The sequence below is a fragment of the Methylobacterium sp. C33D genome (assembly GCF_053345825.1).
Map to the genome: position 1 here is coordinate 37,703 of NZ_JBKFAV010000042.1, position 18,408 is coordinate 56,110.

Sequence of the window (18,408 nt, forward strand, 5' to 3'; positions counted from 1 at the left end):
TCCCCTGTTAGGTTCCGGCCGGTCCGGAAGGACGCTGCAGCCCCGGCCGGCCGCGGCCCTGCCCGGCCGCGGGGGGGCCGCCGAGCACGATGGGTTTCAGCACCTCGGCCACGAGCAGGTAGGTCAGCGTGATCGTCAGGACGGCCAGGAGCACGGGGGCCGGCGGTGGCGCGAAGCCGAACCACGCACCCGCGGGCGTGAACGGCAGCGTCAGGGCGAGCGTGAGGGCGGCGAGCGAGGAGGCCGCGAGTGCGGGGCTCGGCCGGTCGCGCCAGGGCCGTCCGGCCGTGCGGATGACGAAGATCACGAGGATCTGCGTCGCCATCGACTCCAGGAACCAGGCCGTGCGGAACATCTCCGGCGTCGCGCCGACGACGACGAGCAGGAGCGCGAAGGTCAGCAGGTCGAACAGGGACGAGAGAGGGCCCATCACGGCGGCGAAGCGGACGAGGCGCGCCATGTCCCAGATCTGCGGCTCGGCGGTGGCCTGCGGCCGCACCCCGTCGAAGGGGATGCCGACCTCGGAGAGGTCGTAGAGCAGGTTGTTCAGGAGGATCTGGGTCGGCAGCATCGGCAGGAACGGCAGGGCCACCGAGGCCGCCGCCATGGACAGCATGTTGCCGAAGTTCGAGCTCGCGCCCATGCGGACGTATTTCAGGATGTTGGCGAAGGTCCGGCGTCCTTCGGCCACGCCGTCGGCCACGACCTCCAGATCGGGGGCGAGCAGGATCATGTCGGCCGCCGCCTGGGCCACGCCGGTGGCGCCCTCCACCGACAGGCCGATATCGGCCTGCCGCAGGGCCGGCGCGTCGTTGATCCCGTCGCCCAGGAAGCCCACCACGGCGCCGTCGGCCTTGAGGGCGCGCACCACCCGCACCTTCTGATCCGGGGTGAGGCGCCCGAACGCGTCGACTGCGCGCACGCGCACCGCGAGCGCCTCGTCGCCGAGTGCGGCGACCTCGGCCCCGGACAGCGCGGTCTCGCCCGCGAGACCGACGAGCCCGGCCAAGCGGTGCACCACGACCGGATCGTCTCCGGACAGGATCTTCACGCGGACGCCCGCGGCCGCGAGGCGGGCGATGGCCGCCGCGGCGGTCGCCTTGGGCGGATCCGCGAAGGCGCAGAAGCCTTCCAGAACCAGATCCGTCTCGTCCGAATCGGCCGCCTCGGTCGAGGCCGCGCGCGAGGCCACCGCGATGCCGCGCAGACCGTCCGCGGCCAGCGCCCGGACGCGGTCGAGCGCCTCCGCGCGCTCCGCGGCCGTCATCGGCGCGCGGGCGACGCCCGCCCGCCGGTGCGTACAGAGCGCCAGCACCGCCTCCGGGGCGCCCTTCACGATCAGGAGCGGTCCCTCCGGCCCGTCCACCCGGACCGAGCCGGAGCGCCGGGCGAAGTCGAAGGCGCGGCGCCCCGTGAGCCGCCAGCCGGCGGCGGCGCCCGGGGCGGCACGGACGAGGGCGGCGTCGAGCGCGCCGCGATCGCCGCCGAGATCGGCCGCGACGGCGGCGAGCCGGGCGGCCCGCGGGTCGTCGCGACCGCCCCCATCGAGGCTGCGCGTGAGGGCGATCTCGGCGGCGGTCAGGGTGCCGGTCTTGTCGGTGCACAGGATCGTCATCGCGCCGAGGTCGTGGATGGCCGCGAGGCGCTTCACGATCACCTTCCGCTCGGCCAGGCGCAGGGCGCCGCGGGACAGGGTCACGGTGGTGATCATCGGCAGAAGTTCGGGGGTGAGCCCGACCGCCAGCGCCACCGAGAAGAGCAGCGAGTCGAGGACGGGACGGCCGAAGGCGACGCGGAAGGCCAGGACCGCCACGACGAGGGCGATCGTCATCCGGGCGACCACCAGACCGAACGCGCGCAGGTCCCGCTGGAACGGCGAGGCCTCCGGCGGCTCCGCGAGGGTCGCGGCGGCCGCGCCGAACATGGTGGCCCGGCCCGTGGCTGCGACCAGCGCGACCGCTTCCCCGGTCAGCGCCACCGCGCCGCGGAACAGCGCGTTGGCGGCCTCGGTCGGGTCGGCGACGGCTGCCGCCCCGGGCCGCTTCTCCACCGGATAGGGCTCGCCGGTCAGCGCGGCTTCCGCGGCCGTGAAGGCGTTGCTCGCGACCACGAGGGCGTCGGCCGGGACGATGTCGCCGGCCCGGACGCGGATGAGGTCGCCCGGCACGACGTCCGCCACCGGGATCGTCGTGTAGGTGCCGTCGCGGCGGACCTCCGCCTTGAGGGCGACCGAGCGGCGCAGGGCCTCGGCGGCCTTCAGCGCGTGCCCCTCCTGAACGGTATCGAGTCCGATCGAGAGCGCCAGGATGGCCGCGATGATCGTGCCGCCGATCCAGTCTCCGGTCCCGGCCGCGATCAGCGCCGCCACCAGCAGGATCGCCGAGAGCGGCTCGAGGATCCGCCGCAGGACGGCGCCGAGACGAGTCGCGACGGCGGCGGGCGCGTCGACATTGGCGCCGTACCGGGCGAGGCGGCGTCGGGCCTCCTCCGCCGAGAGGCCGTCCGCCGCGCAGCCGAGGGCCGCCGCCAGCGAAGCCGGGGTCGCCGTCCAGAAGGTCGCGACCGAATCTGGGACGCGGTCGGTGTCGGCGCGCACCGGACGGAGCGGCCATCGCGGACGCTGCACCCGCGACAGCGACCGGGCAACCGCAGACGGTGCGACGAACATCCGGACCTCGCTCCCCGGGTGTGCCTCCCGCGCCCGCCGGGCGCGGCGCGAGCGGCACCGTTACGGTCACGACCGTGCTGCGGGCGGCCGCGCGCGGCCTTGAGCTGGATCAACTGAGGCCAGACCCGCGGCCCGGCCGGACTTGAGCTGGATCAAGGTCCCGCCGCAGGGGCGGATGCAGGGTGGACGGCGTTCACCGCTTGCCGTCGCAGGACCTTCCCATGTCTTACGCCAGCCTCATGGTCGCGGTCGACGACGGACTGCACGCCCCGCTGCGGGTGCGGCTCGCCGCGGACCTCGCGCTTCGTCTCGGCACGCGCCTCGTCGGCGTCGCCGCGTGCCAGCCGGATTATCCCCGGGGTTACGGCGAGACGGCCGTGCCCATGGGCATGGTCATCGAGGAGATCCGCCAGGCCACCCTCGCCCGGCTCGCGGGCCTCGAGCAGGCGTTCCGCGACGCGGGATCCCGGAGCGAGCGCGTCGAATGGCGCTCGGAGCTCGACCAGCCGGTGCGCTTCCTCGCGCAGCAGGCGCGGGCCGCCGATCTCGTCGTGGTCGGGCGCTACGCCGGGAACGAGGGCGTCTCGCCCGGTGCGGCCGTCGATCTCGGCGACGCGCTGATGCGGCTGGGCCGCCCGGTGCTGGTCGTCCCGCCCGGCGTCGAGCGCGTGGCGGCGCGGCGGGTCGTCATCGGGTGGAAGAACACGCCGCAGACCCGCCGGGCCGTGTCGGACGCGATGCCGCTGCTGAGGCGGGCGGAGACGGTCGAGGTGCTGCGGGTCACGGAGGAAGAGGACGTGTCCGAGATCGAGGACGTGGCCCGGTATCTCGCGCTCCACGACGTGCGCGCGGCGCCGCGGCGGATCGCGCCCTCGGGCTGGACGGTCGCCGAGGAACTCCGGCGGGCGGCGGTCGAGGCCGACGCGGACCTGATCGTGACCGGCGCCTACGGCTACAGCCGCGTGCGGGAATGGTTCTTCGGCGGGGTGACCCGCGACCTCCTCGCCGAAGCATCGGTCTGCTGCCTGATGAGCCACTGACCGGCGCGGTCCCTTCCGCCCGTCCGGGGCGGGTCCGGCCCCTGACCGATGCATCCCGCGGCCCACCCGCGGGGCCATGCCGGAGCCGGGGCAGATCGCGCCGCGACCCCGTGTCGGAAGCGCCGGACCGACGGGCCCGCCCGGACGCGCGGTCAGGCCTCGCGGACGCCGGGCTTCTTGCCCGCCTCGAAGATGAACTCGACGCCGGCCTCCTCCAGGGCACGGCGCACGGCGAGGAGGGTGTCCGAGCGCGACCGGACCGCCGAGGTCGGGTCCTCCAGCCGGTTGAGGGTCGAGACCGAGACGTTGGCCCGCGCGGCCAGCTCATCCTTCGACAGGCCGGTGATCGCGCGGGCCGAGCGGATCTGGCTCGGGATCAGGGTCTCTTCGGCGGCCGAGCCCTGCGCGGCCCCCGGCGGCGGGGCCGCCTCGGGCGGCGGTGCCCCGTAGCGGGTCCGTCCGGGAACGTTCAGGCAGACTCCGACCCATTCGCGGACGGAGCCGTCCTTGTTCAGCACCGGCGCGCCGCGCGCGTTGAACCACCGGTAGATCCCGTCCGCGCACAGGACGCGATAATCGGTGTTGTAGGGCGCCGTGTGCTCCACCGCCGTGGTCCAGGCCGCGAGCGTGCGCGAGCGGTCGTCCGGGTGGACGGCGTCGAGCCAGCCCAGACCCTGCATCTGCGCGTGGGACTGACCGGTCAGGGCCATCCATTGCGGCATCTCGCTCGGCTCACCGTTCGCCTTGTTGACCCAGAAGACCGCTGCCGTCGCGGCGATCAGCGCGTTCAGCCGGTCATGCCGCTGCATGAGCGCGTTCATGGTCTCGTGCTGCGCCGTGACGTCGAACACGACGCCCATGCCCTGGCTCGGGTGCCCGTCCGCGCCGAGCATGACCTCGGCGTGGTGCAGGAGCCAGCGCTGGGTCCGGTCGGGCCGGATGATGCGGAACTCGCGACTGACCGGCTGGCCGGAGCGCAGCACGGCGATCTGGTCACCGTGCGCGGCCTGATCCTCCGGGTGGATCATGTCGAGCCCGAAGCCGAAGGTCATCTCCGTGGTCGGGTCGAGGCCCAGAATCCGGTAGAGGCCCGGCGACGCGTCCAGCCGCTCGGACCGCAGGTCCGCCGACCAGAAGCCGACTTTTCCCGTATCCTCGATCAGCTTCAGGTAGTGACGCGAGGAGAAGCCGCGCGGCGCGGCGCCGATCTCGGTCTTCGCCTGCGGACGCATCAATGCACGTGTCGGCATCGCCTCACCCCGATCGCCAGTGCTCCAGAACTGGAATGCGGAATGCCATAATCGCGTCCGTAAAAGCGTTAATAAGACAGAATTCGATCCATATTGACTGACATTCGATGGTGGATGTCAGTGTCGTGCGGGCCGCCGAGCGCTTGGGAAACGAAGCCTGCCGCGGCCTCGATCGCGGCGGTCGGCGGATACCAGATTTTGACAATGTATCTATCGGTCGAATGCGAGGGATATGCCGCGTGATGGAACAAAAAATTCCACTGCGTCCGAAGCTCCGGAAGTGTCCGGTGGAATGACAGGAAATACGATCTCCGCGAGCGCGATTGGACAGGAATTCCGGCGATCGGCTTGAGACTCTGGCAGCCCGGAGCGGTCATCCTCGCATGCGAGACGCGGAGAGCCGTCTCCTGCCTGGGTATTGAAATGTCGCTGCCGAATGCCGGATGCGGGGCGATGCCGGGCGCGCTCGACAGCGCGCCGGCGTCGATCCAGTTCGACCGCCGCGGCAGGGTGATCGCCGCCGACGCTTCGCCGTCCTCGAACGGGCGCGGCCATGAGTGAGATCATCCTGCCGATGGGCGTCGACGACGCGGTGCACCTGCCCGACGAGGACGCGCGCCTGCGCGAGGCGACGCGCGCGACGATGCTCGCCGAGACGCTGCAGCTCGGCCGATACTCGGCGGTGACGCAGGCCGCCGTCGTGCTCGCGCTCGCCGCCATCTTCTGGGGCATCGTCTCGCACGCCTACCTGTCCGGTCTCGCGGTGGCGGTGACGGCGCTCTGCGCGGTGACCCTTATCGCGATGCGACGCTATCGCGGCCGCCTCGGCGACCGATCGATCGCCCGGGAGGCCTTCGCCGTCCTGCACGGCCTCGCGCTCGGCCGCGGTCTCGCCTGGGCCAGCATGCCGGCGATCCTGCTGCCCTCGGTCGACAATGCCTACCGGATCGTGGTCGGGGCCGTCTGCGCCGCCCTGATCTCGCACGCCTACGTCGCCGGCCCGATCTTCTCACTGGCACTCCTGGCCGTGGCGCCGGTGGTGGCCGGCATCTTCGTCGGGCTCGCCGGTTGCGAGAGCCCGGTCGGCGAGTACGTCGCCGTGCTGCTGTCGCTGTACGCGGCCTTCGTCTTCGTGAGCGCGCGTCGGATGTGCCGGCACTCCTACCAGCGCCTCTGCGACCGCGTCTTGGTGCAGGCGCAGAGCGAGACTATCGGGCTCCTCCTCAAGGATTTCGCCGAGGGCACGAGCGACTGGCTCTGGGAAACCGACACGGTCGGGCGCCTTCGGCAGGCCCGCGCCGCCGTCGCCGCCCTGCTCGGCGTCGAGGCCGCCGGGCTGCGCCACCGGACGCTGTCCGAGCTCCTGCGCGCGTTCGCCGACCCGGACGGCGACGGCGCGGACGCCCAGGCCGTCGCCGCGGCGATCGCGGCGCGCGCGCCTTTCCGCGACCGCACCATCCGGCTCCGTACCGCGGCCGGCACGCGCTGGATCACGCTCAACGGCAAGCCCGTCTTCGACGCGCAGGGGGCGTTCGCGGGGTACCGCGGCGTGGGCTCGGACGCCACCGAGAGCCGGGAGGCGCAGGCCCGCATCGCCTTCCTGGCGGGTCACGACAGCCTGACCGGATTGCCGAACCGCAGCGGCTTCCAGGACGCGCTGGGGACGCTCTGCCGCGCGGTCCGCACGGCGGAGGATCCGAGCGCGCTGTTCTATCTCGACCTCGACGGCTTCAAGGCCGTCAACGACAGTCGCGGCCACCTCGTCGGCGACCGATTGCTGCGCGCGGTCACGGCACGCCTGCTCGCCATCGGTCACCCGCACAGCCTGTTCCGCCTCGGCGGCGACGAGTTCGCGATGGTCGTCCGCGACCTCGGCCGGCCCGCGGCCGAGGCCCTCGCCGCCCGCGTGGTGACCGAGCTGCGCCGGCCGTTCCAGATCGACGAGGCCCGGCTGGAGGTCGGCGTCAGCGTCGGCATCGCCTACGTGCCGGACGACGCGATCGAGCCTGCCAGCCTGCTCATGCGCGCCGATCTCGCCCTCTACGCCGCCAAGGCGGACGGCAAGGGTTGCTGGCGGACCTTCGACCCGTCTCTGGAGGAGCGCGTCGTCCGCCAGCGGCAGTTCGACCTGGACATGCGTGCGGCCCTCGCGGCGGACGAGATGGAGCTGCACTACCAGCCCCTGGTGGACATGCGGAGCGGTCGTGTCGCGGGTTTCGAGGCGCTGCTGCGGTGGAACAAGTCCGGGTACGGCTGGGTCTCGCCCGGGGAGATCATCCCCATCGCGGAGGCGACCGGCTTCATCGTCGAGATCGGCCGCTGGGCCCTGCGCCGCGCCTGCACCGACGCCCGCACGTGGTCCGACCTGAAGATCGCGGTAAACATCTCCTCCATCCACGTGCGGATGCCGGGCTTCCACGCCGAGGTCGCGGCCGTTCTGCGCGAGACCGGCCTCGCGCCCGATCGGCTCGAGATCGAGATCACCGAGTCGGTGCTGCTCGACCACGGTCCGGAGGTGCTGGAGAACCTGAAGCGCCTGCGCGCGACGGGCGTGCGCATCGCCCTGGACGATTTCGGCACGGGCTACTCGAGCCTGAGCTACCTGACCGAATTCCCGTTCGACAAGGTGAAGGTCGACCGCTCCTTCGTGCGCGACCTGCAGGGCCGGCCCGAGAAGGTCGCCGTCGTCGAGGCCATCGCCCGGATGGCGCGCGCCCTGTCGATGAGCGTCACGGTGGAGGGCGTGGAGACCCGCCAGCAACTGGACGTCCTCCGGGACAAGCGCTGCGATATCGCGCAGGGCTTCCTCTACAGCCCGGCGCGCCCGGTCCACGAGGTCGCGGCGCTCATCGCGCGGATCGAGGGTGTGCCGCCGCCGAGCGCGGGCGCCGGCGATCCGGACGGGAGCCCGGCCGCCGACGCGCGCCCGGTCCTGTCGCTGGCCCGCGCCTCGTAGTCGGCGGGCGGCGCGTCGCGTCGCCGCCGAAAGGCAGGAAACCTCTCTTGTCGCGCGCAGAACGCCTTCGGAGCGCGGCTGTCGAGCAACGCGTCCTTAAATGCGGCCACTTCAGAATCCGAAGACAGTGGAGCAGCAGTACATGTCGCGCCTTTCCGACCTCAAGACTGTTATGAAAGTCACGATCCCGCTGCTGCTGGTCGCTGCCGCCGCCGGCGATCTCGTCCAGCCGCGCATCGACAATCTCGCGGCCCTGCTCGCCCAGGTGCTGGCATCCTCCGGCGAGCTGTCGCGACACGCCGAGCAACGCGCGGCGGAGATGGCGCGCTTCCGCACCACCGTGCGCGCGGCCTGAGGCGGTCCCGATGGAGTGCCGCACCGCCAGCGCCCCAGGGCCCTGGACCGATCCCAACCACCGGCCGGATTGCCGGGGAGAGGCCCCGGCGGGGCACCGGCGCGGCGGGCCGCACCGGATCGGGCAGGCGTGATCGCCATGGCCGACATCATCCCCCTCGGCGCCATCCCGGGCGCCGAGAGCGCCCGCGCGATGCTGCTCGACCTGCGCCGGCGCCTCGATTCCGGAGAGGACATCGGTCCACGGATCGCGCAGATCCGTCAGACCGCGGCGGCGATGCGGGCTCTGGCCGGCGGCCTCAGACGGGTCCTGAAAGCCCCGGACGAGAGGCTGTCCGCCGAGCCGGAAGTTCTCGTCGCGGCCTGGGAAGTCCTCGCCTTGACGGAACGCAACGTCGCGAAAGTCGAGGACTTCCTTCGGCTGGCGGACGAGGAGGATTCGGCGCAGGCTTCGCGGTAGCCTTCGTGCCAACTGCACGAATGCGGGCCAGCCGATCCGGATCACGGCCCTATCCCAGGCTGACGGAGTGCCGCAGACCGGACCGATTTGTCCGTGCGGTCGAAAGCGCGCGGTGCGCGACCGGGGAGACCGCGTTCGACCTCACGCGCGGATCGGGCCGTTGCCCGTCGCGGCACTGTGCGCAGCGGCTCTCGACGCGCGCTCGGACCGGCTCCGATCATTGGGTGACCGTCGTTCGCCTGCCGTTAGCCGCCGAGACTTGATGGCGGCGGTCGATCTGACACGGAATGGGTCATAGCCCGACCATGATCTGTATTGGGCTCCAAAAATCCTTTCGAAATGGAACGTGGCGGCGCACGGTCCGGGCGGGATTCGGAGATGCGACTAAGACCAACTTATGGTCTCGATGTCACGATACGGCGTCCAATGAGAGTTGCGCCATGTTCCGTAAGTCCGCCTTTAATGAAACCCAGGCCACCATCGACGCGCTGACGCGCTCCTTGGCCATCATCGAGTTCGGCATGGATGGCACGATCCTGCGCGCCAACCCGAATTTCCTGGCCGTCGTGGGCTACGATCTGGCCTCCCTGCAGGGACAGCACCACCGGATCCTGGTCGGCGAGGAGATGGCCGGCAATCCGGAGTACGACGAATTCTGGTCGAAACTGCGGGCCGGCGAGTTCGCGTCCGGCGAATTCCCCCGTCGCGCGCGATCCGGCGCGAAGGTCTGGCTCGAAGCCACCTACAACCCGATCCTGGGCTCCGACGGCAAGCCCTTCAAGGTCATCAAGTTCGCCAGCGACATCACGGCCAAGAAGAGCGAGACCAACCGGCTGCTGCGCATGATCGACGAGATGCCGGTCGCCGTCATGACCGCAGACCCGAAGAACGACTTCAAGATCAATTACATCAACAACACCTCGCGCAAGACCCTGGAAGCCATCGAGCGGTATCTGCCGATCAAGGTCTCCGAGATGATGGGCAAGTCCTTCGACGTCTTCCACAAGAACCCGCATCACCAGCGGACCATGCTCGCCGACGCGCGCCGACTGCCCCACCGCACCAAGATCAAGGTCGGACCCGAGACCCTCGACCTGCAGGTCTCCGCCATCACCGACGCGGACGGAACCTATGTCGGGCCGATGCTGACGTGGTCGGTCATCACCGCACAGCTCGCCATGGCCGAGGACGTCGCCGGCGTCGTCGAGGCGCTCGGGACCGCGATCGGCGAGATGAAGGAGTCGGCGGAGGGCCTGAACCGCTCGGCGGACGCGGCGAGCGAGCGCGCGAACTCCGTGGCGGCCGGATCCGAGGAGATGACCAGCTCGATCCATGAGATCTCGGGCCAGGTCGGGCGGGTCTCCGAGCGCACCCAGCAGATCGCCAACCAGGCGATGGCGACCGATGCCACGGTGCGCAACCTCGCCGCCAATGCCGGCGAGGTCGACGCGGTGGTCGGAATGATCAAGTCGATCGCCGACCAGACCAACCTCCTCGCGCTCAACGCCACGATCGAGGCGGCGCGCGCGGGCGCGGCCGGCCGCGGCTTCGCGGTGGTGGCCACGGAGGTCAAGGAACTCGCCGGCCAGACGGCGCGGGCGACCGGCGAGATCACCCACAAGGTCCACGCCATCCAGAAGGCGACCGGCGAGGCCGTGACGGCGATCCGCCTGATCACCGACGAGGTGGCCGAGCTCTCGAAACTGACGCTGGCCATGGCGAGCGCCGTCGAGCAGCAGGCCGCCTCGACCCAGGAGATGTCGTCCAACATCACCGGTGTCTCGGCCGCGGCCGGAGAGACGGGACAGCTCGCCGAGATGGTCCGGCGGATCTCCGACACGCTCGAGGCGCATTCCGCCGGGCTCGGTGCCAGCATGGAGAAGTACCTCCGGGCGGGCTGACGGGAGCCGTCAGGCGACCGGTCGCCCAAGTCCCTTCCGGCTCCGACGGGGCCAGGGAACGGTGCGGCACGACCGGTCCGACGCGGACGCGCCGGCCTGGGGCATCCCGGCGGTGCGTCCGCACGCGATCACGCGCGGCAGAGTGCTGGAGCCCGCCGCGGCGCAGCCGGAACTGACGGATGCCGGGCGCCCCGGTGACTTGGCGGCGCGCGGCCTCGGCCGAAAAGACAATGCGATGCCCGTGACGACCACCTTCACGAACCCCGACAGCGTGGCTTCGCCCGGCACCGCGCTGATCGGGCGCGCCGACGCGCGGAGCGTCGTGCGGCCGGCGCAGAGTCCGGAACCGCGGGAGGCGCGACGATCGCGAGGCGGCCTCGATCGCTCCGGCCCGGAATGCAGCCGCAGGCGCACGGGCCGAGCGGTGAGCGCGCTCTTGAAGAGGACGCAGGCGGACCGCCTCGCCCTGATCGGCGCGCGCGACCGCGCGATGGCGGCCGACGATCCGCGAAATCTCCTTCTCGAACGCCTGGGCCTCATCCGGCGGATCGGCGATCCGCGCCCGCATCATCTGCGCGGGCAGGCCCTGATCGACTGGACCATCACCGAGGCGGGTACGCGCGCGCTCCGCGACATCGGCATCGCGGGGCGCGCGCTCGGAGGCGCGCGGGTCTGAGATCCGCGTGCGGCCGGTCGGACCGGGACGACGCGGATCTCCGCCCTGCTTGCCTCAGGCGGCGCGCACGGTGGCGAGGAAGCGGGCGACCTCGGCGCCGAGATGCTCGGATTGCCGCGACAGCTCCGAGGCCGCCGACAGGACCTGCCCGGCCGCCGCCCCCGTCTCCTCCGAGGCCCGCGCCACGCCGGCGATGTTGCCCGTCACCGCGCTCGTCCCCGCCGAGGCCTGCGCCACGTTGCGGACGATCTCCTGGGTCGCCGCGCCCTGCTGCTCGACGGCCGCCGCGATCGAGGTCGCCACGCCGTCGATCTCCCGGATCCGCCCGGTGATCCCGCCGATCGCCGTCACTGCCTGATCGGTCACCCCCTGGATCTCGCCGATCTGGCTCGCGATCTCCTGGGTGGCCCGGGCGGTCTGCTCGGCCAGGGCCTTCACCTCGGTCGCCACCACCGCGAAGCCCTTGCCGGCCGAACCGGCACGGGCGGCTTCGATCGTGGCGTTGAGCGCCAGGAGGTTGGTCTGGCCGGCGATCCCGGAGATCAGGCCGACCATCTCGCCGATCCTGCTGGAGGTCGTCTTCAGGGCCTGGACGAGGTGGGCAGTCTGGCCCGCTTCGCCGACCGCGGCCTGCGCGAGCCCGGCCGAGCCCTGCACCTGCCGGCCGATCTCCTGCACGGACGAGCCGAGTTCCTCGGCGGCTGCCGCGACCGTGTTGACGTTGGTCGAGGCTTCTTCCGCGGCCGCGGCCACGCTGGTCGATTGCGCGGCGGTCTCCTCGGCGGTGGCGGTCATCTGCTGGGCAGTGGCCTGGAGCTCGGTGGCCGAGGACGAGACCAGGCCGACGATCCCGCCGACCGCGCGCTCGAAACCGTCGGCGAGCTCGATCATGGTGCGCTTGCGCTCGGCGGCCGCGGCCTCGTCGGCGCGGCGCTTGACCTCGGCCTCCTCGGCGGCCTTGCGGGCGACCATGGCCTTGATGCCCTCGACCGCTTTGCCAACGGCGCCGATCTCGTCGCCGCGGGCGGCCTCGCGGATCTCGGCGTCGACCTCGCCGCGGGCCATCCGCTGCAGCACCCCCACCAGGCTACCCAACGGGCGGGTGATGCCGAAGATCACGATCAGCGCGGAGAGCGCGACGGCGCTGACGAGGCCAGCCGCGGAGGCACCGATCAGCACGGTCTTAGCGGCATTCACCGCCTGATCGGCATCGTCGCGCGCTTGCCGCAACTCTGCCGTCAGCCGATCAACCCGGCCCTGAACGAAGTCCCGCATCTTGGCGCGCGCGGCCGATCCATCCGTCAGCAGGATCTTGGTAGCGGCATCGTTGTCATTCTTGAGGCCGAGGACGTTCGATCTGTCCATGGCGGCGAAAAACTCATTCAGAATGCCTTGGAGCGTCTGATTGGTGGCCTTCCGATCGCGCGTATCGGCCAGCGTGATCAGGGTGTTTACAGCATCAAGCGAGGCTTTCGTGGCCGCATCGTACCGAGCCTTGAAGGTAGCCATCTCCTGCTCGCGCGTCTCCAGGATCATATTGCGCGCGTGGATGGCAGCCTCGTTGGTGTTGATCTGAACGCTCAGGATGCGTTCGAGCCGAACCGCCTGCGTGTCGACGATCTCGCGCGTTTGCCCCGCGAGCTGATTGAGCCTACCGATGGCATAGTACATCAAGCCGGCGGCGACCGCGGACATGATCAGGAGCGGAACAAATACCTTGATCAGGATCTTCGAATTGCGCAGCATAGACCCGCCGTAGGCTCCATTTTGACAGTCTAAATTTATGCAGCATCGCTAAAATTAGTCTTAACGGGCATTTTGTCGCAGGTATCGCATCAATAAAATAGAATTTTGAACTGACAAATATTTTACTTAAGCTAATTTAGACTACATGATGTAACACTTATATTGGGACATATTGAGTGACAGCCAAGAAGTCATTCTCACTTGAATATCGGTATCGAAGCAGATCTTTTGCGCTGAAAGGTGATCGCAGGGTGCTGGCGGCCGCCCGGTCTCGAATTTCGAAGTTCTCGAACCAGCTATCCATGATCGCGCGCAGGCGCAGCGCACCTCAGCCTGCCGGGATCCGCTCGCCGTGCGGCATGGGCGGGGTAGGTCGACGAAGCGATCGGCAGGACTCTGCAGATCGGCTCACTCTGCGCACTGGCTCGGCCGCGGCCCCCACGCCCAACCCGGAGATGACGCTGCTCGGTGGCTTCGATGCCCCTTCACACGGCCGGCGCGGATCGTTTTGGACCGTCCGCTTCAAGACAGGACATCGCTGGAGCGGACGGTCGTCGATCATCGATGAGATCCAAACGGGCGCAGCAGCCTATCGGGCACGCTGCACACCGGGCTTAGGAAGCTGATGGCTCGAGGGTTTGCTCCGGATGGTTCCAACCGGAGCGCAGGTGCTTGGCGATCGCGGATCGCCTTTCCGAGTAGCCCGGAGCGACCATCGGATAGTCGCCTGGAAGTCCCCACTTCGCCCGGTACGTCTCCGGGGTCAGACCACAGGTGGTCAGGTGCCGCTTGAGCGTCTGGTAGCGCTTGCCATCCTCGAAGCTGATCAGCGCCTCGTGGGTGATGGACCGGCGGATCTGAGCGGGCGTGAGTTTCTCAGCTCCTGGATCGAGTTCGGCGCTGCCGGCCTCAAGGCTGGTGAGGGCCGCGTGCATCGTGGCGATCAACTCCGACAGCTCCGAGGCCGGCACGTGATTGTTCGCCACGTAGGCAGTGACCAGGTCACTCGTTAATCGGCCATAGTCTACAGATACGGCACTTTTCAAATCAATACGACTGCCTACCATGCCTTTCTCCATGTTCATGATAGCGGTCATAATTGACAGAAACAGATCTAGGTTCCTAAAAATTCCAGATTAGACAATAAATAGATTTCAAGTTGTTTTTTTGTGAGCCTCTCCACCCAAGATAGACATAATTCATTATCCGGACACTCTGCCGGGACTGCGACAGCTCTTCGGCATGGCTGCGATGATGGGCGCGGTCGGCTGAGCTGCCGATCAGCGATAGAGCCCTTCGGCTTGAAGGTGGTCGAGCAATGCTCGGGCCTGCTCCTGGGCCGCCGCATCGGCCGTCTGCTTCTTCAAGCCATACGCACACATCGGCATCAGCTTCTGCATCGCCCGATCCATCGCCGAGCCTTCCCACAGGATCAGGACCTCGCGGTCAGTCAGATCCTTGAGGAAGCACCAGAGCATCAGCATCAGGCCAAGCGCCGGCCGCTCGTGCCAGTCAGCGGTGACCTGTCGTTTGATGCGCTCGAGGCGGCGTATCAGCGCCTGCCCCTTGGCCGGCGTCAGATCGGCCAGGGGCTCCAGGCAGGCCGTCCGCAGGTTGCCGCGCAGCTCGGCAATATCCGCTTCGGCTCTCGCACGCAGGTCCGGATCGGCCGGAACGAATACACCCGGCGCGCCTGTCAGGGCGTAGAGGAGGTAGGCGGGAACCGCGAGTTCGATCCTCTGGCGGTCGGTCAGGATAGGCATCAGGACGTTTACAAAGCCGCCCAGGACCGGGAAAGCCCGTGTCGGCCCTCTCAGCGTTGCCGACTCGGCAACTCGCTCAAGCGTAGGGACCTCGGAACAGGTCGCCCAGCGCCTTGCGCCGGAACAGGTCGCCCAGCGCCTTGCGCCGGAACAGGGTGCGCCAGCGCCGTCTCCGGTGCTCGGGGCGATCGTGGATCATGTGGCAGCGCTGACAGAAGGCCGCGAGATTGGCGTTGGCATTGTTGCTGGTATCGTGGTCGCGATGGGCGGCGGCCAGAACCACCCGCGTCCGGCGCACAGACCCGAGCATGTCGTCGACCCCGAGCGCGACGGACACGCGCTTGCCGCCGCCATCACGCCAGATGCCGGCGCCGGCATCCCACCAGCGGCCATCGCCGAGATGGAACACTGTCTGGCCGTGCGGACGCCGGCACACCTCGCAGTGGCCTCCGGCGCGCTGGAAGCGGATCACGGCCGAGAGCTGTGGCCAATCGATCGGGTAGAAGAAGCGATGCTCGCGCCGGATCGGCATCGGCTCACGCCTTGTCCGAGCGCGCGTTGGCGCGAGCGCGGGGGAAGTAGCTGTAGAAGGTGTCGCGGTTGACGCCGAGCCGCTTGGCGATCTCGGCCACGCTGATCGTGCCGGCCGCCAGCATGGCGCGGGCCGCTTCGAGGTCGGCCTCCTTGAGCTTCTTCGGCCGGCCGCCCTTGCGGCCTCGGGCGAGCGCGGCCTTCAGGCCCTCCATGGTGCGCTCGCGATTGAGGTCGAGGAAGTACTCGGCCATGGCGCCGTGCATCTGCAGGGCGAAGCGGCCATGGGCGGTGGCGGAGTCGAACTGCTCGGTGAGCGAGCGGAAATGGATCTCCTTCACGCGCAGGCCGTCTATGGTGCGCATCATCTCGACGAGTGAACGGCCCAGGCGATCGAGTTTCCAGACCACGAGCACGTCCTCGGGGCGCAGGAAGGCGAGGGCTTCATCGAAGGCGGGCCGCTTGGTACCGGCCTTGCCCGACTTCTTCTCCTCGAACAGGCGCTCGCACCCGGCCTTCGTCAGCGCATCGCGCTGGAGGTCGAGGTTCTGATCCTGGGTAGAGACGCGGGCATATCCGACGAGCATGTCGGGACAGTGCCAAAAGCGCGTTTATCCGGCAATAGGAAAGCCGACACGTTTCTCCGACAAAAGAGGAGCCATTTCAGGCTGCCCACCGGCGGGTTCCGCTCGATGTCGGAAATACGGTCAGATATCCGACATAGCCAAGCCATGTGTCTGATGCACGACCACCCATCGAGCCGGATGCCGACCGGAGCGACATTCACTTGCTGAGGAAGTGTGACTTTGAACGATTGGTAGGGATGGGCTGCCGCCGATGCACACCCAAACGGTGCAAGCACTGCGTTGACCTGACCGGCTGGTGGAGCGCACGCATGGTTCAACGGCTTCCGGCGCTTGCCGGCGCGCTACGAGCAACGCGCTGACTTCTACGAGGACTTCACCAGCCTCGCTGGCCAGCCTCATCACACTCAACCAGATCAAAGCATTCTGTTTGGCACTCTTGGTCGTCTTGAACCGACAGGGACAAAGCGTCCCAAAATACGTCACCTGGAGTCTCAAGGCATCATAGAGATGCCATGTGTGGCGGCGTAGCAATAGTTTATCTAAATCGTATCTGATTATGAGACTCACAACTTGGCGCACCAAAATTCGAGGGTATCTTCCTTTGAGCTCCCAATTCCAACCAAGGTATTGCTCGAACTCATCGAGTGATCACTCGACGCGAGTGGAAACGCCGCTACGGTTCCGCTCGTCGCGTCGAGTCTTGATGCTCGGTTGCTCGCTGTATGCGCTAATGGCCGGCCTGCATTCGGCAGATGCGCAGACCATGCCAACGCCCTCGCCCTCGACCTATGGCCTTTCAGCAGTCGATTTTCAGCAATGGGATGCTTACAGGCGCAACTATGTTCTCTCAAGCATCAACGCGTCCACCGCCTATGCTCGCGGTTTTACAGGATATGGCGTCACAGTTGCCGTTGTCGACAGTGGACTTGATGCGACACACCCCGCCTTCATCGGGCGCGTTTCCAATTTATCATACAATTTTCTAATAAACGGCAAGCGGCCAATCTATGATACAGACAATGACGGGCATGGGACAGGCGTAACAAGCTCGCTCGCAGCCAATCCCGGGAATAATTCTCAAGTCATGGGTGTGGCTTTCGACAGCACGATCATGGCGCTGTTTAATCTCAGGCATTCAAATGAAGCTATTATCTATGCCGCCGATAATGGCGCACGCGTGCTAAATGGTAGCTATGGTCGTAATTACAGATATGATCTGCCATTCCAGGTTTACTCAGTTAATTATCTGGAAAATATGTATAATGCGACCAAATATGCTGCAGACAAAGACGTCTTGATGGTTTTTGCTGCCGGAAATGAGCACGTTTCCACAAACGGCGCCAATTATATGAATGCAAGCGATGGCGCCTTGCTCCCATACATAAGGCCAGAAAACGCCAATGGGCGAGTTTATCAAGTAATTGATCCGGATGGAGATGACGTCGGCAGTCAGTTTAATTTCAGCAAAGTCAATGGATTTATTGTAGCGGCCGCTGCTCTTAAGAAAAATAATACAATTGCAGATTATAGCAATTTATGCGGCGCAGCAGCGGCGTGGTGCATCGCTGCACCAGCTGATGATATCACTGTTGCTTCACCCCGCAACAGGCCCGGCGATACCGGATACACCTTCTGGGCCCTCGGTGGAACATCCTCGGCGGCTCCCGTGATCTCCGGTGCTGCCGCTGTTCTGCGTCAGGCGTTCCCGTTCCTGACCGCGCCGCAGATCGCCCAGACCATGTTCACCACCGCCACCCATCTCGGTGACGGACCCGCCGACAGACCCAACGATGTCTACGGCTGGGGCCTGCTCAACCTCGGCAAGGCCATCGACGGGCCTGGCCAGTTCACCTCCGACTGGACCGTCAACACCACCTACAACGGACAGGCCTATTACGGCCGCTTCGCCAACGACATCTCCGGCGTCGGCGGCCTGACCAAGACTGGCCTCGGCACCCTCGAACTCGCCGGAACAGACACCTATGCCGGACCGACCACCGTCGCCGGCGGTACCCTGTTCCTGTCCGCCACCGGCAGCCTGACCTCGCCGGTCTCCGTCCAGGGCGCCGGCACCTACGTCAACGCCGGCTGGACCCAGAGCGGCGTCAGCAATGCCGGCCTCCTGGTCAACACCGGCACCGTCTCCGGCGGAGTCGCCAATGCCGGCACGGCCCTCAACACCGGCGCCATCGGCGGCGGCGTCGCCAACTCCGGCACGCTCGCCACCAGCGGCACCATCAGCGGCGGCCTGACCAATGCCGGCACCGTGCTGGCCAGCGCCGGCCGCATCGACGGCGCCATCGCCAACAATGCCGGCCTGCTCGCCGTGTCCGGGACCGTCGCCAGCAGCGGCACCTTCGCCAACGCCGCCGGCGCGACCCTCGCCGTCACGGGCGGCGGCAGCTACAGCCTCGCCGGCCCCCTCGCCAATGCCGGCCTCGTCGCCGTCGCCCAGACCGCCAGCCTCACCGCCTCC

General features: G+C 68.2%; 14 protein-coding genes and 1 pseudogene. 8 read left to right on the forward strand and 7 right to left on the reverse strand.

All coding sequences use genetic code 11. The annotated features are described in order from the left end of the window. Positions 1 to 7 precede the first annotated feature (7 nt). A complete protein-coding gene (gene mgtA / locus ACLBXO_RS26140) occupies positions 8 to 2,596 on the reverse strand; it encodes a magnesium-translocating P-type ATPase (RefSeq protein WP_447687213.1) in 2,589 nt (862 codons plus the stop codon). A 293-nt stretch (positions 2,597 to 2,889) separates the two neighbouring features. Between mgtA and ACLBXO_RS26145 the strand changes: the two genes are divergently transcribed. Then, on the forward strand, positions 2,890 to 3,708 hold the full coding sequence (locus tag ACLBXO_RS26145; protein ID WP_447687214.1) for a universal stress protein: 819 nt from the start codon (positions 2,890 to 2,892) through the stop codon (positions 3,706 to 3,708). Positions 3,709 to 3,860: 152 nt separating this feature from the next. Here ACLBXO_RS26145 and ACLBXO_RS26150 read toward each other — a convergent pair whose 3' ends face one another. Continuing rightward, positions 3,861 to 4,940 (reverse strand): PAS domain-containing protein, encoded by a 1,080-nt coding sequence (locus ACLBXO_RS26150; protein WP_447687215.1) that lies wholly within the window; start codon positions 4,938 to 4,940, stop codon positions 3,861 to 3,863. Positions 4,941 to 5,511: 571 nt separating this feature from the next. Between ACLBXO_RS26150 and ACLBXO_RS26155 the strand changes: the two genes are divergently transcribed. From ACLBXO_RS26155 to ACLBXO_RS26175, 5 genes are all read left to right on the forward strand, one after another. Then, a complete protein-coding gene (locus tag ACLBXO_RS26155; RefSeq protein ID WP_447687216.1) occupies positions 5,512 to 7,914 on the forward strand; it encodes a putative bifunctional diguanylate cyclase/phosphodiesterase in 2,403 nt (800 codons plus the stop codon). Positions 7,915 to 8,041: 127 nt separating this feature from the next. Next, on the forward strand, positions 8,042 to 8,269 hold the full coding sequence (locus tag ACLBXO_RS26160) for a hypothetical protein (protein ID WP_447687217.1): 228 nt from the start codon (positions 8,042 to 8,044) through the stop codon (positions 8,267 to 8,269). 192 nt (positions 8,270 to 8,461) lie between these two features. Next, entirely contained in the window at positions 8,462 to 8,728 is a 267-nt protein-coding gene (locus ACLBXO_RS26165) for a hypothetical protein (RefSeq protein ID WP_447687218.1), read from the forward strand. A gap of 440 nt (positions 8,729 to 9,168) precedes the next feature. Beyond that, complete coding sequence (locus tag ACLBXO_RS26170) at positions 9,169 to 10,629, forward strand: methyl-accepting chemotaxis protein (protein WP_331312285.1); 1,461 nt, start codon at positions 9,169 to 9,171, stop codon at positions 10,627 to 10,629. A 61-nt stretch (positions 10,630 to 10,690) separates the two neighbouring features. Further along, positions 10,691 to 11,305 (forward strand): hypothetical protein, encoded by a 615-nt coding sequence (locus ACLBXO_RS26175; protein WP_447687219.1) that lies wholly within the window; start codon positions 10,691 to 10,693, stop codon positions 11,303 to 11,305. Positions 11,306 to 11,359: 54 nt separating this feature from the next. Here the strand turns inward: ACLBXO_RS26175 and ACLBXO_RS26180 are convergent, their stop codons facing one another. The 5 genes from ACLBXO_RS26180 to ACLBXO_RS26200 all read right to left on the reverse strand — a co-directional run bounded on the left by ACLBXO_RS26180 (position 11,360) and on the right by ACLBXO_RS26200 (position 15,932). Then, positions 11,360 to 13,051, reverse strand: coding sequence for a methyl-accepting chemotaxis protein (locus ACLBXO_RS26180; RefSeq protein WP_447687220.1), 1,692 nt, complete (start codon positions 13,049 to 13,051; stop codon positions 11,360 to 11,362). 614 nt (positions 13,052 to 13,665) lie between these two features. Beyond that, the gene (locus ACLBXO_RS26185; protein ID WP_447687221.1) at positions 13,666 to 14,136 is read right to left on the reverse strand and encodes a MucR family transcriptional regulator; all 471 of its coding nucleotides are present in this window, start codon (positions 14,134 to 14,136) and stop codon (positions 13,666 to 13,668) included. Between the two features lie 195 nt (positions 14,137 to 14,331). After that, on the reverse strand, positions 14,332 to 14,814 hold the full coding sequence (locus ACLBXO_RS26190; protein ID WP_447687222.1) for a hypothetical protein: 483 nt from the start codon (positions 14,812 to 14,814) through the stop codon (positions 14,332 to 14,334). Between the two features lie 76 nt (positions 14,815 to 14,890). Further along, positions 14,891 to 15,346 (reverse strand): hypothetical protein, encoded by a 456-nt coding sequence (locus ACLBXO_RS26195; protein WP_447687223.1) that lies wholly within the window; start codon positions 15,344 to 15,346, stop codon positions 14,891 to 14,893. Between the two features lie 4 nt (positions 15,347 to 15,350). Continuing rightward, positions 15,351 to 15,932, reverse strand: a complete 582-nt coding sequence (locus ACLBXO_RS26200) for a recombinase family protein (RefSeq protein ID WP_447687224.1) — start codon at positions 15,930 to 15,932, stop codon at positions 15,351 to 15,353. A gap of 303 nt (positions 15,933 to 16,235) precedes the next feature. On the opposite strand from ACLBXO_RS26200, the pseudogene ACLBXO_RS26205 reads away from it, so the two are divergent. Next, positions 16,236 to 16,359, forward strand: a pseudogene (locus tag ACLBXO_RS26205) (IS5/IS1182 family transposase); the annotation flags it as partial. Between the two features lie 276 nt (positions 16,360 to 16,635). Next, positions 16,636 to 18,408: S8 family serine peptidase (locus ACLBXO_RS26210; protein ID WP_447687225.1), on the forward strand; the 1,773-nt coding region annotated here is incomplete at its 3' end.

Bases quoted from the DNA above. Each gene is read 5' to 3' on its own strand.
- ACLBXO_RS26150 (WP_447687215.1), bottom strand. From the start codon at position 4,940: ATGCGTCCGCAGGCGAAGACCGAGATCGGCGCCGCGCCGCGCGGCTTC.
- ACLBXO_RS26165 (WP_447687218.1), top strand. From the start codon at position 8,462: ATGCTGCTCGACCTGCGCCGGCGCCTCGATTCCGGAGAGGACATCGGT.
- ACLBXO_RS26200 (WP_447687224.1), bottom strand. From the start codon at position 15,932: ATGCTCGTCGGATATGCCCGCGTCTCTACCCAGGATCAGAACCTCGAC.
- ACLBXO_RS26185 (WP_447687221.1), bottom strand. From the start codon at position 14,136: ATGAACATGGAGAAAGGCATGGTAGGCAGTCGTATTGATTTGAAAAGT.
- ACLBXO_RS26190 (WP_447687222.1), bottom strand. From the start codon at position 14,814: ATGCCTATCCTGACCGACCGCCAGAGGATCGAACTCGCGGTTCCCGCC.
- ACLBXO_RS26180 (WP_447687220.1), bottom strand. From the start codon at position 13,051: ATGCTGCGCAATTCGAAGATCCTGATCAAGGTATTTGTTCCGCTCCTG.
- ACLBXO_RS26155 (WP_447687216.1), top strand. From the start codon at position 5,512: ATGAGTGAGATCATCCTGCCGATGGGCGTCGACGACGCGGTGCACCTG.
- ACLBXO_RS26195 (WP_447687223.1), bottom strand. From the start codon at position 15,346: ATGCCGATCCGGCGCGAGCATCGCTTCTTCTACCCGATCGATTGGCCA.
- ACLBXO_RS26170 (WP_331312285.1), top strand. From the start codon at position 9,169: ATGTTCCGTAAGTCCGCCTTTAATGAAACCCAGGCCACCATCGACGCG.
- ACLBXO_RS26145 (WP_447687214.1), top strand. From the start codon at position 2,890: ATGTCTTACGCCAGCCTCATGGTCGCGGTCGACGACGGACTGCACGCC.